The following is a 14879-nucleotide window of genomic DNA, read 5'->3' as shown; positions in this document are numbered from 1 at the left end:
GCGGCGACCCAGCCGCTGATCCGTTTTGACATCGACCGGGCCGGATGGTGGGGTATGGGCCGTGAAGGGTCAGATCGTGCACTCGCCCGCCGGTGAAGCAGTTGTCCTCGACGACGTCGGTCAGACGGTGTTGCTCGACAACCCCGTCGTCCGGGTGTGGGACGTGTCGTTGCCGGCCGGGGAGACCCACCCCTGGCATCTTCACCACAACCCGTACGTCGTGTTGAGCCTGGCCGGGTCGAAGGCGCGGATGGACTGGCTGGACGGCAGCGAGCCGCGCTTCCTCGACGAGTACCGCGGCGGCTCGGTCTACCGGCCGCTCTCGCCCGTGCACCGGCTCACCAACATCGGCGACCGCTTCTATCAGAACCGGCTGGTCGAGCTGAAAGACCTGGGCGAGAACCTCCCCTCCCCGGCCGACATCGGCCCCGGCGACCGCAGCGTCGAGGGCGCGCGGCCGGGCCCCGACCGGGCCGACGGCCGCCGGCCGGTGATCGACCACCCGCACGTCAAGGTGTGGACGGTCGCGGGCGGGGGCAAGCTCGACCTGACCGACCGGCCGCACGTCATCGCCGCCCTCGAACGGGACGGCGACGTGTCGTACCACTCGGGCGGCCCGCTGACGCTCACCGGCCCGGGCGAATACTTCGTGCTGGAGCTGACCTACCCCGCTCAGTAGAGGTCGAAGTGGAACACCTCGAACCCGGTCGCGTACTTCGTGCCGAGCCGGGCCCCGCTCTGCCGCGAGAACCCCTCGAGGAACTCCTCGGCGTCGAAGTCGCCGCTGCCCAGTCCGCGCAGATAGGCCGCGTGCGCCTCGAGTGAGCGCACGCCCAGCTCGAACGTGGCGGTCGTGTCCACGCCGTGCCGGGCCCGCGGGGAGCCGGCCGCCCAGACCTGCCGGACGCCGCCCCACTTCTCCAGGCCCTCGTCGATCTGGTCGCGGAACACCCACCGGTTGGCCGCGTCGCGCACCGCGTCCAGCACGGACTTCCCGGTGGCGATGTGGTCGGCCATGTTGAGCGCGGCGCCGTCGGGATCCCAGCTGTCGCGGAAGTTGTTGGTGATCACGATCTCGGGCCGGTGGACCCGGATCACCCGGGCCAGGACGCTGCGCAGGGTCACGCCGGCCTCGATCACGCCGTCGGGCAGGCCCAGGAACTCGACCTGTTCCACGCCCACGATCGCCGCCGAGGCGCGCTGCTCGACCTCGCGCACCGGGCCCGCCTCGTCCGGGTCCATGGCGTCGATGCCGGCCTCGCCGCTGGTCAGCAACACGTACACGATGTCCTTGCCCTGCGCGGTCCAGCGGGCCACGGCGGCCGCGGCACCGAATTCCAGATCGTCGGGATGAGCCACGATCGCCAGACCCCGTTGCCAGTCCTCGTCGACGGGCTGCCACTGAACGTCATCGGTCATCGCCCCATCATGCGCCGGAAAGGACTTGATCGACTGACCAGAATGGGAGGCGCGCTGAACCTCGCTGCTCTCGACCCTTTCCCGTACGCGGTGCGGATCGCCCACGTCCCGCGCCGGGTGGCCGCCCTGCTCGCCGCCGAGCACCGGGCGGACTGGCTACGCGCGCAGCGGCTCTCCTGGGCGCCGCTGCGCCGTCTGATCAACCTGCCCGACACCGACCTCGGGCCGCTCGGCCGACGGCTGCGCCCGAGTGACACGTACGCGGATCTGTTGAAGGCTCTGCCCCCGAGCCGCCGGGGCGCGTTCCACGATCTGGTGCACGACGGGCTCGGCCCGGGCGACCGCAACCGCTACCCGCGCACGATGGAGGCGTTGCCGCACGCCGTCCGCGAGCGGGAGGCCCGCACCGAGCTGGCCCGAGCCTGGGTCCGCCCGGCCGAGGCCGTGACCCGCACCTGGAGTGCCTGTCTGCCCTGGCCGGCGGCTACCGCTACGGGTGGCCGGTCGAGTGGCGGGACCAGCTGCGCTCGCTGCGGCGGCACCCGGACCCGGACGTCCGGGACGAGGCGAGCGCGGTCGTCATGAGCTGGTGAGCCCGGCCCGGGTCAGGCGGGTGGCCAGCACCGCGCAGCGGTCCCGCAGCTCGGGCGGGTCGAGCACTTCGAAGTCGTGGCCGAGCAGGGTCATGTGCAGCAGGACGAAGTCGAGGTTGTCCGCCCCGCTGACCACCTCGCTGCCGCCCTCGGCGGGCCGCACGAGCCCGGCCGAGGCGGGGATCTGGGCGCGTACGGTCGCGAAGGGGGCCCGGACGAGGAACCGGGCCTGGTGCCGGTAGACCCGGCTGGCAATGCTTTCCTGCACGTACGCGGCCGCGTCGGGCGCCTCGCGAGGGCGGAAGCGCCAGGTGCGGGCCGCGACCTCGCTCATCCGGTCGAGCCGGAAGGTGCGCCAGTCGTCGCGGCCCAGGTCGTACGCGAGCAGGTACCACCGCCGGTCCGAGGCGACCAGCCGGTACGGCTCGACCCGGCGCCGCTCGTCCTTGTAGCCGAACTCGGCCTCGACCTCGTCGCGGCAGGCCCGGGCCAGGGTCATCAGCACCTCGGAGGCGACGACCGGGCGGCCGCCGCCGAACGACTCCACCGACCCGGCCAGCGCCTGCACCTCGGGCCGGAGCCGGGCCGGCAGCACCCGGTCGAGCTTGGTCAGGGCGCTCAGCGCGGCGTCCCCGCCCTCGGCCCCGGCCAGCAGCGCGACGGCGGTGGCGATGGCCTCCTCGTCGTCGAGCAGCAGCGGCGGCAGGGCCTGACCCGCGCCGAGCTGGTATCCACCGTTGACGCCCTGTCCCGCGTGCACCGGGTAGCCGAGGGTGCGCAGCCGCTCGACATCGCGCCGCACCGTGCGGGTGGTGACGCCGAGCCGGTCGGCCAGCTCGGGCCCGGTCCAGACCCGGCGCTGCTGGAGCAGACCGAGCAGGGCCAGCACACGCTCGGTCGTACCCCGGTCGTCCATGGTTCCCAGTCTTTCAGAGATAGCGGACCGAACCTGTCCTCGTTCCGTGTCAGGGTGGGCGCATGGACGTCAACTGGAACGAGACGCTGCTCGAACAGTGGACCTGGCACTGGGACCACCAGGTGCGGGCACGGCTCGACGGACTGACCGACGACGAGTACTTCTGGTCGCCCGTGCCGGACCCGTGGACCATCGGCCCCGGCGGGATCGACTGGGCCTATCCGCCGCCCACGCCGGCCCCGTTCACCACCATCGCCTGGCGGTTGGGGCACGTCATCGTGGGGGTGCTCGCGATGCGCAACACGGCCCACTTCGGGGCGCCGCCGGCCTCGTACGAGAAATGGCCGTGGGCCCGGACCGCCGCCGACGCCCGGACGCAGCTCGACGAGCAGTTGGCCGTGTGGGTGGACGGCGTACGCGGCCTGGGTATCGAGGGCTTGACCGAACCGTGCGGCGACAAAGAGCCGTACCCCGACCTGCCGATGGCCGCATTGGTGCTGCACATCAACCGCGAACTGATTCATCATCTGTCCGAGGTCGCCCTGCTGCGCGACCTGTACGTGAGAGGAGCCGGCCGATGAGCCGTCCGATCCAAGTCACCTTCGACGCCCTCGACCCGGCGAAACTGTCGACGTTCTGGCGGGACGTGCTGGGTTACGTGCACCCCGGCCCGCCCGGCGTGACCCTCGAGCCGGGTCAGGACCCGCTGGCGGCCTGGGAGGTCTTCCTCGAGCAGCGGGGTGTGCCGCCCGAGGCCCGCAACCAGGCCTCGGCCATCGAGGACCCGGAGGGCAAGGGCCCGCGCATCTTCTTCCAGCAGGTGCCCGAGGACAAGGTGGCCAAGAACCGCGTGCACCTGGACGTGCGCAACGCCCCCGGCCTCGAGGGTGCCGAGCGGATGGCCGCCCTCGAGGCCGAATGCGACCGGCTGGTCGCGCTGGGCGGCCGACGGGTCAGCCGCTCCGAGCCCGCGCCCCCGATGAGCCACGGCTTCATCGTGATGCAGGACCCCGAGGGCAACGAGTTCTGCCTGGACTGAGCGAGCGGGATCAGCAGTAGGTGGACTGCTTGCCGATCACCTTGTACGGGCAGTCCGCCACCTCGGCCAGCAGCAGCGCCGCCTCGCGGTTGCGGGTCGTCTCGCGGGTGATGACGCTGGCCGGTGGATAGAAGCCGCCGCCACTCGCCGATCGTGGGTACATCTCGAAGGTGTACGCGAAGATCTTGTGCGTCCCCCACAGCCAGTCCAGCAGGTCACCGTCGGTGATGTAAAGGTCCGAGGACTGCTCGGGCGTGTAGCCGTTGGTGGCCGCCATCTGCCGGCCGAACGTCGAGAACGTGTTGTAGTCGTCGGTCGTCATGCCGGTCGTGGTGTTGGCCGTGGTGTGCCCGAACGGCCACAGCACGAGCTCGGAATACGTGTGGAAGTCCATGGCGGCCCGGATCTGCTGCTTGCCCCCGACCACCCGGCCCTGCACGAAATCGCGGACGGCCCGGGTCTCCGGCGCCGAGAAGGCCGACGGCCCGCGATACGTCGCCGACGACGTGCTGCCCGACGACCCGCCGCAGCAGCCCCAGCGGTAGCCGTAGTTGCGGTTGAGGTCGGTGCCGACGTTGGACGAGCCGCTGTTGGGCTGCCGGTTCTTGCGCCACGAGCGGTAGTTGCCGGTGGCGATGTCGTACTCGGAGCCATCCGGGTTGACCGACGGGATGATCCAGATCTCGCGGCTGTTCACGATGTTGCGGATCCGGGTGTCGCTCGCGTAGTTGTCCGTGAACAGGTGCAGCAGATACACGGCCATCTCGACGGTCAGGTGCTCGCGGGCGTGGTGGTTGGCGTCGTACAGCACCTCGGGTTCGCTCTCGTCGGTGCCGACGTTGTCGGAGATCTTGACGGCGACGATGTCGCGGCCCTCGTAGGTGCGCCCGATCGTCCGCTTGCCGGCGATCGCCGGGTTGGCCGCGACGACCCGGTTCACCTCGGTGATCAGCTCGCTGTAGTTGTGGTAGGGCGCGTCCGAGGGCGGGAAGTCGAGCGTCCGCAGCACGGGCTGCACGGTGAAGCCCTGCCGCTGCAACGCCCGCACCTCGGCCGGCGTGGCGGTGACGGTGACGACGGCGTGCTCGACGCTGTCGATGGCCACGCCGGTGCGCGCGATCACGTTGCGCTGGCCTTGATTGCGTACGTCGTAGATCTCGTACTGAGCGGGCTCGGAGCTCACGGTGGGCGCGGCGCCGGCCGGCACCCCGGCCAGGAGGGCGCCCAGCATCGCGACGGCCAGGGCGGCCACGGTCGTACGTCGTCGTCTCATGCCTTAAGCCCACCACCAGCGTGGATAGATCACAATCAATCGAACCATGCCAGTCCCACCCTCTCACCGGCGCTATATGACCACGGGCCGGGGGAACGTGACGACCATGGCCACGCCCGGGTCGCGATGTTCGGCCACCGCCCGGCCCCCGTGGGCGGCGGCCAGCTGGCGGACGATCCACAGCCCCAGCCCGACGCCGTCCGCGCCGCCCACCGCGAACTGTGTGAACAGCCGCGAGCGCAGCTCCTCGGGGATACCCTCGCCGTGATCGCGCACCTCGAGCCGGTCGAACTGGCCCTCGGTGAAGACCCGGATCACGATCGGTGGGCGGCCGTAGCGGGCCGCGTTGGTCACGAGGTTGACGACGATCTGCTCGAACCGCTGCTTGTCGACGAAGATCGTCAGGTCCTCGTCGACCTCGACCGTCACGTCGGCGCCGTCGCGGACGTACGTGAGCATCTCGTGCACGAGGGCCCGGGCGTTGTGAGTCTGACGGTCCAGTTTCAGCTCGCCCGAGCTGTCGATGCGCTGGATGTCGAGCAGCCCCTCGGCGAGCCGGGTGATGCGGGCCGTCTGCCGCAGAGCGGCCTCCAGCATCCGGGCGATCTGCGGGGGCGCCTGCCCCTTCAGCTCCTCCAGCACCATGCGTACGGTGGCCAGCGGGGAACGGACGTCGTGGGCCAGGGTGCTCATCAGGGCGGCGCGCCATTGCTCGATGCGGACCAGCCGTTCCCGGTCCTCGCGCAGGTGGCGGGCCTGGGCCTCGATCAGCAGGGCGACCGCGACCGCGATCGGCATGAGAATGAACGCGCTGCCCAGCACGAGCGGCGGCTGGCCGGTGAGCACGAGCGGGACCAGGTAGGCCAGGGTGGCCGGGACCGCGTACGCGACCAGGATCCACCGCGGGAAGTGCAGGCCGGCCCAGGCGTATAGCAGCACCAGGAACGGCCCCGTCCCGCTGGCCGACCCGCCGAACGACCAGGTCGACAGCCCCAGCACCGCGAACGACGGCAGCCCCAGCCAGGCGGGCATGTTCGGTCCCGTACGACCCCAGGGCAGCAGCAGGGCCACCACCGCCAGCACGGCGTCACAGGCCGCCACGAGGAGCAGCCGATCCGCGTGCGCCGGGTCGTTCGCGATGCCCAGCACCGCCAGGAACCCGGCCAGAATCAGGAGCACCCCGGCCTGCCGGGCCGCGGCGCGCGGCCCGGTCCCCAGCAGGCGAATCGATCGTGGCTCTACCCAGTCACCATATAACGGACATCAGGCGATTCTTCGGCCGTGCGGCGAGCACCCAGCACCAGCAGCCATCCCGTGATCCCCCAGACCACACCGGCCACGAGGTTGCCGCCGGCCCGGGACAGGATGATCGAGGTGGGCCAGACCAGCGCCGTGGCCACGGCCAGCCAGCGCGGCACCGTGCGTTCGCGGAAGCAGCTCACCGCGAGCATGATCGAGCCGATGAGCCCGGTCGCGTTGGCCGGCAGCGCCACGACGCTGAACCACGCGTAGTCCACCTGCGGGCAACTCAACTCGCCGCCTCAACACCATCGCGGACGGCCGTGCCGACCCGGCTCACGACAGCCCAAGTGGCCGGCTCTCACGCCGGCGCGGTGGGCCGGCTCTCACGCCGGCGCGGTGGGCCGGCTCTCACGCCGGCGCGGTGGGCCGGCCGAGCCGGTTCAGGGTAGGACGCAGGTGGGTGAGCCGGTGTGCAGGACCTCGCCGGTGGGGGTGGGGGTGCGGCCGGTGGTGAAGGTTACGACTGTGTCGGAGTTCTGGTTGGCCGCGTGGATGCGGTTGTTGGCGATGGCCAGGTCTCGGGGCCAGGCGCCGCCGCAGGGGACTTCGGCTATCCGGCGCAGGGCCGGAGTCAGTTCGAAGACGGCGATGGTGTCGGCGCCGCGGTTGGCTACGTAGAGCAAGTCGTTGTTCCAGCGTGTCGAGCCGATACGAGGACACCCCGCCGTCGGCGGTCTCGTTCACGGCGTACAGAAACGTCTGGTCATGATCAGGTAGGACGGGGACCGAGCGGGCACGGTGGGGCCGCCGGGGACGACCAGGCCGGTGCCCTCGCCGTCCATCTCGGCGGTGTAGCAACCGATGATCACAGCCGCTCCAGGTCGATGAGGTCGGCGTCGTACGTGGGCGTCCAGCGGATCGGCAACCCCACTGCCATGAGATGCGCACCGGAATACACAGCGCCGACATCCTGAACTCCGGCCGCCGGCACCGGCACCGGCACCGGCACCGGAGGGTGGAGAACGGCGTTCCCGGGCAGGTCGAGGCGCGGGGATCGGAGACGGTATTGGTCGGCCGGGTCGAGGCGCGGGGCTCCGGGCCGGTCGTGAGCGGACGGGTCGAGGCGCGGGGACCGGGGCCGGTAGTGGGCGGACGGGTCGAGGCGCGGGGACCGGGGCCGGTAGTGGGCGGACGGGTCGAGACCGCGCAACGGGATTCGGATGTCCCGGGCGGGTACGGCGTCGCGGCCGTCGATCCCGGCGGCGTTCCAGGCGCACACGACTACTCGGTTGTCGAGGGTGTACTGGATGGCGCAGCGAGACGAATCCGGGGACCCGATCCGGTGCACTTCGCCGCTCATGATGATGGCGCGCACCTGCTTGTAGCGTTCGATCCACTCCGCGGCCTCGGCCCGCTCGGCGGCCGACCACCGGGTGATGTCGGCGCCGATGCCCAGCACCCCGGCGCAGGCGAGCACAAAACGGAAAGCCAGCGACCGTGTTCGATCGTCGAACATACCGGGAGCGTCGGTCACCCACGAACTCATCAGGTGGGGTGCGTGGGCGCTGAGAAAACCCCACTGAATACGCAAGCGGTCGAGCGGCGCCGTGTTGTCGCTGGGCCAGAGCACATCCGTGCGGGCGGCCATGGCCAGGTCGACCCGGGCGCCACCGGCCGCGCACCCTTCGATCGTCACCGCCGGATGCTTCTCGCGCAAGAATTCGAGTACCCGATAGAGATTGCGCACGTGAGCCCCGTCGAGGTCGGCCACGCCGCGGTCGGCCTCGGTTCGGGGCCGATTGAAGTCCCATTTCAAATACGAGATCGGGTATTCGGTCAGCAGACCGTCGAGCGTGTCCCGGACGAACCGGAAAACGTCCTCCCGGCCCAGATCCAGCAGATACTGGTTCCGGATCGTCGTCTTGTCCCGGCCAGCCGACTGATACACCCACTCCGGATGGGCGGCGTACAGGGCCGACTTCGGGTTGACCATTTCCGGCTCGACCCACAACCCGAATTCCAGACCCTTTTCCCGTACGGCAGCCACGAACGCCCCGAAGCCGTCCGGGAACTTGGCCGGGTCGGGCGTCCAGTCGCCCAGTCCGCCGTGGTCGTCGTGCCGCCCCACGAACCACCCGTCGTCGACCACGAACGTCTCGACGCCGAGCGAGGCCGCCACATCGGCCAACGCCAACTGCCCGGCCGCGGTCACGTCGAAAGTCGTGGCCTCCCACGAGTTGTAGATGACTTTGCGCGGCGCAACATCCCGCGCGAGCAACCTTTCGTACGCGTGCCACTGCCGAGCAACGCCGTCCCGGCCATCCGCGCTGTGAACCCCGGCCGCGACCGGCGACACCACCGACTCGCCGGGCGACAGCGTGATCGGCGCCCCGTCCAACGACCGCCCCGCCCGCACCCGCGCGAGCCCCGCCACGTCCGAGTCCACGGTGATACCCCAGGACCCGCTCCAGGCCAACCCGATCCCGTACGCCGCCGTCCCGTTCTCGATGGCGGCAGTGGGCGAGAACTGATGCCCCGTAACGCCTTGCGAGCTCCCGATCTCCCACCGCCCGCGCGACAACACGGTCGAAGCCGGCGTGAACTCCTGAGACCACTGCCCCCACAGATACGAGACAGTCACCCCCTCCGGAGCCGGAATGTTGAACCCCGCCGACCCCATCCGCAACAGCGTCAGAGCCTCAGCCCCACCGTTGCGCACAGTCGCCCACCGCTCAACAACATCGGTCCCCGCCACAAACCGCCACCGAAGCTCAACCTCAATACCGGATACGTCATCCACAAACACCGCACACAGCACGTCACCGCCATCCACAGCAGGAGCGCGAGGCTCACCGCCGTCCACATCTCCGCGTGCGGGTGAAGTTGCGGATACCTCATCCACAAGGCCGACCGAGTGCAGCCGCCAGGTGAGCACGTGGCCCGCGATCGCCAGGTCGGCGCCGAGAAACGGGCGCAGGCCGTCGGGCGCGTACTCGACCGCGGCCACGTCGCCGGGCAGCATGTATTGCACCTTGCCGTGGTACGCGTACGGCGACGGCCCGTCGCTGACGCCGATCGGGCCCCACGCGACCAGATCGAGGCGGTTGTCCACAGCCGCGATGGTGTATTCGGTTGTGGCGCCGGTGATTGTCCACATGGTCAGCGGTTCTCCCGGAACTCGTCGTTCAGGCGGCGCTGCAATGCGACGTCCTGCCACATGGGGTGATGCGGGGCCGCGTTCGAGCAGACGATCGTCCCCCAGGCCCCGATCTCGCGCGATCGTCGCACGGCGTGCTCACAGATCTCGGCCCCGACCGGCCCCTCCTCGAACCCGGCGTGCAACGGCGTATAGCCGACCCAACCCTCGCCGAACACGAGCGGCACCCCGCGAGCCGCGGCGAAGTCAGCCGCCGCGTCCAGCCAGAGGTCGAGCGTCTCCCGCATGGCCCGCCGGTGCTCCCCGTACCGTTCGTACAACCACCGGTCCCACTTGGCCGGATCGCACCAGTCGTGGGTGTAGATCTCGCGCTGCGGGATGAACGTCGCCGCCGATTTCCACGACTCGGGTGGCCGCCAGTCCTCGAGCTTCGGCGCGTCGTCGCGCAACAGTTCGGCGAACGCGCGCTGCTGTGGATAACTCCGCGCCGGGTCGCGCAACGCGAACTCGTCCACCAGCTGACCCAGTACGCCGTACACATATGGATGGAAGACCGCGACGTCGAGGTTGCGCGGCAGCTTGCGCATCCACGCCACCGGCACATGCGCGTAGTTGACCGTCACGGGCACCGAGGGCTGCCGCTGTTTGAACCGCTCGATCGCGGCCTCCAGCTGCGCCTGGTCGTTTGGCACGCCGCTGAACTGCACCTCGTTGTGCAACTCGACGAACGCGACCACGTCGTCGACCTGCTCGCCGCGGACGAAATCGATCAGATCGGCCTGCGCGTCGGCGAGCGTTCGGGCCCGTTCGCTCGGCGGAACAGCCTGCAATGCCCGGTGCCACAGGGGTTCGACGCCGAACGAGGGCGATTGCTGGTACTCCCAGCTCGACACGATGATCCGGCAGTCGTGCCGGCGCGCTGCCCGGAACAGTTCGAGCAGGTGGGCCCGGCCATCCACCGGCGGCGACGCCGGAACGTCGTACCACCGGGTGCGCTGGCCGAACTCCCCACCGAGCCCGTCGAACCGCAGCGCCGAAGTGTCCAGCCCCGAGCGGAAGAGCAGAAACGGCATGGCACAAATGCGCACCGCGTTGTAACCCCGCGCCACAGCCTCGGCGAACGCGCGGTCGAGATCCTCGAACGGCTCCCCCACCCCGGTCCGCGTGTACCAGGTGAAGTCCCACAGGCTGATGGTCAGCGGCGGCGCTCCGCCCGGCGAAGCCGCGTCGGCCAACGCGGTTTCAGTGGTGGGAGTGGGCTCAGTAGCGGGAGTGGACTGGGGTGTGGTCATTTCGTCGAACCCATCAGGAGGCCGGAGACGAAGTGGCGCTGGAAGGCGAAGAAGACGATCGCCGTCGGCACGGCCGCGATGACCGACGCCGCGGCCACCACGTTCCAGTTGCTCACGTAGCCGCCCTGCAGGTTGAGCAGCGCGGCCGTGACCGGCAGCTTGGCCTCCGTACGCAATACGGTGATCGCCCAGATGAGATCGTTGAAGATCCAGGTGGTGGCCAGCGCGCCCAACGCCGCCAGCGACGGCCGGCACAACGGCATGATGATCCGCGCGTAGATCTGCACCGGCCCCGCTCCGTCGATCCGCGCCGCTTCGGTCAGCTCGGCCGGGATCGACCGCATGAACCCGTGCAGCACGAACGTGTAGAAGCCGAGCCCGAACCCGACGTGGATGATCACCAGCGCGACCAGCGTGTCGTAGATGCCGAGCGACTCCATGACCCGTGACACCGGAATGAGCAGGATCTGCGGCGGCAGCAGGTTGCCCGCGAGCATCGTCAGCAGAATCAGCCGGCGCCCCGGGATGTTGAAACGACTCAGCGCGTACGCCGCCCACGACGCCAGCAGCAGGCTGAGCAGCACGGCCGGCACCGTCACCTGAATGCTCGTCCACAGGGCCCGGCCCATCGCCCCGCGCCCCATCGCCTCGCTGAAGCCGTCGAAGCTGAACGAGGTCGGCCAGGCGGCCGTGCCGCGGGCGGCGATGTCGTCGAACGAGCGGAACGCCAGCACGAACACGAACACCATGGGCGCCACCCAGATCAGGGTGAGCGGCGCCATCACCGCGTGGAAACCCCAGCCGCGCTTACGCCGGTTGACCGGCGCCTCGTCGGCCGTGTCGACAGCCGGCGGCGTGAGGGTGGCCGTGCTCATCGCGCAGTTCTCTCGTACGGGAAAGCAGTTGAAGTCATCAGGCGGCCTCCTCCTTCGTGGCGCGCACCAGGTACGTGATGATGAAGATCAGCGCGAGCGCGAAGATCACCACGGCGATGGCCGACGCGTATCCGAGGTTCAGGAACGTGAAGCCCTGCTGGAACATGTACGTGCTGAGCAGCTCGGACGAGTGGTACGGCCCGCCCTGCGTCATCGCCCACACGATGTCGAACGTGCGCAGCGAGTCGATCACGGTCACCGCGAACACCACCGTGTTCACCCCGCGCAACTGCGGCCACGTGACGAACCGGAACCGCTGCCAGGCCGACGCCCCGTCGACCGCCGAGGCGTCGTCCAGCAACGGATCCGTGCTCTTCAGCCCGGCCAGATAGAGCACCATCACGTACCCGACCTGGCGCCAGACCGCAGCCACGAGCACCGCGTAGAGCGCGGTGTCCGGATCCGCCAGCCACTGCTTCTCGAGGCTCTCGAGGCCGATCGCGCCCAGGAACGTGTTGATCGTGCCGTCGGGCTGATATTGCACCCGCCAGAACAGCCCGGTCACCGCGAGCGAGAACACCATCGGCAGGTAGATCGCGCTGCGGTAGAGCCCGACCCCCCGGCGCGGCCGGTTGAGGGCCAGCGCCAGGGCCAGCCCACCGAGCACGGACAGCCCACCGAACCCGACCGCCCAGATCACGTTGTTCTGGAACGCGCCCCGGAACGTCTCGTCCGAGGCCAGGTTGCGGAAGTTCTCGAGCCCGACCGGCTGGGCCGCGCCGAGCCCGTTCCACTCGGTGAACGACAGGTAGAAGCTGTTGAGCGCCGGCCAGAACACCATCCCCAGCTCGACCAGAGCCGGCACGGCGAGGAAGGCCCAGACCACCGGGGGCACTTTCCGCTTCCGGCGCGGCTTCTCGAGAGCCACGGTGGTCACGAGCCGAGGACCTTCTTCGCCGAGGCCTGCCACTCGGTGAGGATCTTGTTCACATCACCGGGGCGGTCGAGGAACTTGGTCAGCGCGGTGTCGGCGGTGGTCTGCAACTCGTCGCTGGAGTCCCGGTTGAAGAATTGTGTGATGGCCTTACTGTCGTTCAAAAGCTCGATCCCCTTCTGTACGAGGGGCGAGAACTTGCTCGTGTCGACCGTGGGCGAGGTCGGCAGGTTGGACGACTTGGCCAGCTCGATGAACTGCTGCTGGGCCGGCGCCGAGGCGAGGTAGGCCAGCAGGTCCTTGGCCCCGGCCGCGTTGCGCGACTTGGCGCTGGCGAAGTAGCCGTCGGTGGGCGCCTCCTCGGCCAGCGGCACGCTCGGGTCGATGATCGGCACCCGGAAGAAGTCGAGGTCGTCGACCTGGTCCTGGGGCACGGCCGAACTGATGAACGCCCCGATCAGGTACATCCCGGCCTTCTTCGAGGCCAGCGGGGTCACCGCGTCCTGCCACGAGTACGAGCGGCCCTTGGGGTCGATGTACTCGACGAGCTGCCGGTAGTGGTCCATGACCGTCTTGACCTCGGCGCTGTCGAAGCTGTGCTTGCCCGCCAGCAGCTCGCGATGGAACTCGGCCCCGTTGACGCGCAGGTTGAGGTAGTCGAACCAGCCCGAGGCGACCCACGGCGTCGAGCCGGTCCCCATGCTGAGCGGGGCCACGCCCTTGCTCTTGATGGTCTTGCAGACGGCGATGAACTCGTCCCACGTCGTCGGGACCTGCACGCCCCATTCCTGGAACGCGGACTTCCGATAGAAGACGCCCCACCAGTAGTAGTTGGTCGGGATGAAGATCTGCTTGCCCTCGGCTGTGGACAACTCCTTGAGCGCCGGCGAGAAGTTCGCGCACGGCCCGCTGCCTGTCCACAGGTCGGACACGTCGAGCAGGAAGCCCTTGCTCGCGTAGTCACGGGCGACCGAACCGGCGTACCAGGTCAGCACGTCCGGCGGGTTGCCGGAGTTGAGGTACGTGGGCAGCTGGGCCCGGAACGTCTCGATCGCGATGGTGTTGAGCGTCGTCTTGTTCTTCGTATATCCCTCGACCACCTTCGTGAGCGCGGCCTTGGGGTCGGGGTCGGAAAGTGACGATTGCAGGGTCAGCGTCGTGGAAGCGGCCGAACCGGAGCTGTCGTCACTGCCGGTAGCGCACGCACCGAGCAGCGAGGCGGCGCCGACACCACCGAGACCGGCCAGGAACCCGCGGCGGCTGAGGGGAGCAGAGATCATGCTGAGCCTCCTGGTTTGTGTTTCCAGAAGGTTGCATCACTGTGGATGGCCTGTCAACATATCTTCGTAATTAATGAAGAGTCGCCGTCGGAGGTGCGTGCATGACAGATCGCTTCGCAGGTCGGACGGCAGTGGTGACCGGTGCCGCCTCGGGCATCGGGGCCGCCTGCGCGGTCCGGTTGGCCGCCGAGGGTGCGTCCGTGGTGCTGGCCGACATCAGGCCCGCAGACGGAGTGGCAAAGGTGATCGAGGCCGCCGGCGGGCAGGCCCGGGCGGTCGTCGCCGACGTGTCGAGCGAGTCCGACTGGGCACTCATCAAGGCTACGGCGAGTGACACCTACGGCCCGGTCGGCGTGCTCGTGAGCAACGCCTTCACCGTCGACGTCTCCCCCGCCGGCCAGACCTCGCTCGCCTCGTGGGAGAGGCAGATGGCGGTCAACCTGACCGGCACGTTCCTGGGCTTCCGCTCGTTACTGCCGGACCTTCAGGCGTACGCCGGAACTGCTGTTGTCGTTTCGTCAGTGCACGCGCTCGTCGGGTTGCCGGGCCGCCCCGCCTACGCCGCGGCCAAGGGCGGCCTGGTCGCGCTGGCCCGGCAGCTCGCTGTCGAATATGGTCCGGCGCTGCGGGTCAATGCTGTGCTGCCAGGGCCGATCCTCACCTCGGCCTGGGACTGGGTGTCCGAACAGGACAGGGCACTCAGTGTCGCCGAGACGGTGGCCGGGCGGTTCGGCACACCCGAGGAGGTCGCCGCGGCGGTGGCCTTCCTGGCCTCGCCCGACGCCGCCTTCATCACCGGAACCAGCCTGGTGGTCGACGGCGGCTGGACCGCGACGAAGTCGTCCTCGTGACCCGATAC

General features: G+C 69.5%; 16 protein-coding genes and 1 pseudogene. 5 read left to right on the top strand and 12 right to left on the bottom strand.

Annotated features, from left to right (window positions below; translation table 11 throughout):
* The first annotated feature begins 61 nt into the window (after window positions 1-61).
* Window positions 62-679, top strand: coding sequence for a cupin domain-containing protein (locus M1L60_RS06070; RefSeq protein ID WP_253236281.1), 618 nt, complete (start codon window positions 62-64; stop codon window positions 677-679).
* On the opposite strand, the gene M1L60_RS06065 is transcribed toward M1L60_RS06070, so the two are convergent.
* Complete coding sequence (locus M1L60_RS06065) at window positions 673-1419, bottom strand: PIG-L deacetylase family protein (RefSeq protein WP_253236280.1); 747 nt, start codon at window positions 1417-1419, stop codon at window positions 673-675. The two genes, M1L60_RS06070 and M1L60_RS06065, sit on opposite strands and share 7 nt — an antisense overlap.
* Before the next feature lie 42 nt (window positions 1420-1461).
* Here M1L60_RS06065 and M1L60_RS06060 point away from each other — a divergent pair, with 42 nt between their 5' ends.
* Entirely contained in the window at window positions 1462-2004 is a 543-nt protein-coding gene (locus tag M1L60_RS06060; protein ID WP_253236279.1) for a hypothetical protein, read from the top strand.
* Here the strand turns inward: M1L60_RS06060 and M1L60_RS06055 are convergent.
* Window positions 1999-2928, bottom strand: coding sequence for a helix-turn-helix transcriptional regulator (locus tag M1L60_RS06055; protein ID WP_253236278.1), 930 nt, complete (start codon window positions 2926-2928; stop codon window positions 1999-2001). The two genes, M1L60_RS06060 and M1L60_RS06055, sit on opposite strands and share 6 nt — an antisense overlap.
* Window positions 2929-2990: 62 nt before the next feature.
* On the opposite strand from M1L60_RS06055, the gene M1L60_RS06050 reads away from it, so the two are divergent.
* Both M1L60_RS06050 and M1L60_RS06045 read left to right on the top strand, forming a co-directional pair.
* Complete coding sequence (locus M1L60_RS06050) at window positions 2991-3509, top strand: DinB family protein (RefSeq protein WP_253236277.1); 519 nt, start codon at window positions 2991-2993, stop codon at window positions 3507-3509.
* Window positions 3506-3967, top strand: a complete 462-nt coding sequence (locus M1L60_RS06045; protein ID WP_253236276.1) for a VOC family protein — start codon at window positions 3506-3508, stop codon at window positions 3965-3967. The genes M1L60_RS06050 and M1L60_RS06045 overlap by 4 nt, the downstream gene beginning before the upstream one ends.
* A 13-nt stretch (window positions 3968-3980) precedes the next feature.
* Here the strand turns inward: M1L60_RS06045 and M1L60_RS06040 are convergent.
* The 10 genes and pseudogenes from M1L60_RS06040 to M1L60_RS06000 all read right to left on the bottom strand — a co-directional run.
* Window positions 3981-5240 (bottom strand): annotated as a pseudogene (locus tag M1L60_RS06040) (M14 family metallopeptidase); the annotation flags it as partial.
* Window positions 5241-5312: 72 nt separating this feature from the next.
* A complete protein-coding gene (locus M1L60_RS06035; protein WP_253236275.1) occupies window positions 5313-6419 on the bottom strand; it encodes a sensor histidine kinase in 1107 nt (368 codons plus the stop codon).
* A 59-nt stretch (window positions 6420-6478) separates the two neighbouring features.
* A complete protein-coding gene (locus M1L60_RS06030) occupies window positions 6479-6757 on the bottom strand; it encodes a hypothetical protein (RefSeq protein WP_253236274.1) in 279 nt (92 codons plus the stop codon).
* 165 nt (window positions 6758-6922) lie between these two features.
* The gene (locus M1L60_RS06025; protein ID WP_253236273.1) at window positions 6923-7165 is read right to left on the bottom strand and encodes a beta-propeller fold lactonase family protein; all 243 of its coding nucleotides are present in this window, start codon (window positions 7163-7165) and stop codon (window positions 6923-6925) included.
* A gap of 57 nt (window positions 7166-7222) precedes the next feature.
* Complete coding sequence (locus tag M1L60_RS46855; protein WP_256516031.1) at window positions 7223-7351, bottom strand: hypothetical protein; 129 nt, start codon at window positions 7349-7351, stop codon at window positions 7223-7225.
* Window positions 7348-9639, bottom strand: a complete 2292-nt coding sequence (locus M1L60_RS06020) for an alpha-galactosidase (RefSeq protein WP_253236272.1) — start codon at window positions 9637-9639, stop codon at window positions 7348-7350. The genes M1L60_RS46855 and M1L60_RS06020 overlap by 4 nt, the downstream gene beginning before the upstream one ends.
* Before the next feature lie 2 nt (window positions 9640-9641).
* Entirely contained in the window at window positions 9642-10931 is a 1290-nt protein-coding gene (locus M1L60_RS06015; RefSeq protein WP_253236271.1) for a cellulase-like family protein, read from the bottom strand.
* Entirely contained in the window at window positions 10928-11806 is an 879-nt protein-coding gene (locus M1L60_RS06010; RefSeq protein WP_253236270.1) for a carbohydrate ABC transporter permease, read from the bottom strand. Before M1L60_RS06010 ends, M1L60_RS06015 begins: the two co-directional genes overlap by 4 nt.
* Before the next feature lie 37 nt (window positions 11807-11843).
* The gene (locus M1L60_RS06005) at window positions 11844-12743 is read right to left on the bottom strand and encodes a carbohydrate ABC transporter permease (protein WP_253236269.1); all 900 of its coding nucleotides are present in this window, start codon (window positions 12741-12743) and stop codon (window positions 11844-11846) included.
* Window positions 12740-14020, bottom strand: a complete 1281-nt coding sequence (locus tag M1L60_RS06000) for an ABC transporter substrate-binding protein (RefSeq protein WP_253236268.1) — start codon at window positions 14018-14020, stop codon at window positions 12740-12742. The genes M1L60_RS06005 and M1L60_RS06000 overlap by 4 nt, the downstream gene beginning before the upstream one ends.
* Before the next feature lie 101 nt (window positions 14021-14121).
* Between M1L60_RS06000 and M1L60_RS05995 the strand changes: the two genes are divergently transcribed.
* Window positions 14122-14871 carry an SDR family NAD(P)-dependent oxidoreductase gene (locus M1L60_RS05995; protein WP_253236267.1) on the top strand — a complete coding sequence of 250 codons (750 nt, stop codon included), beginning with the start codon at window positions 14122-14124 and terminating at the stop codon, window positions 14869-14871.
* Window positions 14872-14879 lie beyond the last annotated feature (8 nt).

It is taken from the genome of Paractinoplanes aksuensis, from assembly GCF_024137025.1.
GTDB classification, from domain to species: domain Bacteria; phylum Actinomycetota; class Actinomycetes; order Mycobacteriales; family Micromonosporaceae; genus Actinoplanes; species Actinoplanes aksuensis.
This window is presented reverse-complemented; position numbering and strand designations above follow the sequence as displayed.

What these genes read in the sequence shown, in the direction of transcription:
- M1L60_RS06065 (WP_253236280.1), bottom strand. Translation starts at nt 1,419, where the DNA reads ATGACCGATGACGTTCAGTGGCAGCCCGTCGACGAGGACTGGCAACGG.
- M1L60_RS06060 (WP_253236279.1), top strand. Translation starts at nt 1,462, where the DNA reads ATGGGAGGCGCGCTGAACCTCGCTGCTCTCGACCCTTTCCCGTACGCG.
- M1L60_RS06055 (WP_253236278.1), bottom strand. Translation starts at nt 2,928, where the DNA reads ATGGACGACCGGGGTACGACCGAGCGTGTGCTGGCCCTGCTCGGTCTG.
- M1L60_RS06050 (WP_253236277.1), top strand. Translation starts at nt 2,991, where the DNA reads ATGGACGTCAACTGGAACGAGACGCTGCTCGAACAGTGGACCTGGCAC.
- M1L60_RS06045 (WP_253236276.1), top strand. Translation starts at nt 3,506, where the DNA reads ATGAGCCGTCCGATCCAAGTCACCTTCGACGCCCTCGACCCGGCGAAA.
- M1L60_RS06020 (WP_253236272.1), bottom strand. Translation starts at nt 9,639, where the DNA reads ATGTGGACAATCACCGGCGCCACAACCGAATACACCATCGCGGCTGTG.
- M1L60_RS06015 (WP_253236271.1), bottom strand. Translation starts at nt 10,931, where the DNA reads ATGACCACACCCCAGTCCACTCCCGCTACTGAGCCCACTCCCACCACT.
- M1L60_RS06010 (WP_253236270.1), bottom strand. Translation starts at nt 11,806, where the DNA reads ATGAGCACGGCCACCCTCACGCCGCCGGCTGTCGACACGGCCGACGAG.
- M1L60_RS06000 (WP_253236268.1), bottom strand. Translation starts at nt 14,020, where the DNA reads ATGATCTCTGCTCCCCTCAGCCGCCGCGGGTTCCTGGCCGGTCTCGGT.
- M1L60_RS05995 (WP_253236267.1), top strand. Translation starts at nt 14,122, where the DNA reads ATGACAGATCGCTTCGCAGGTCGGACGGCAGTGGTGACCGGTGCCGCC.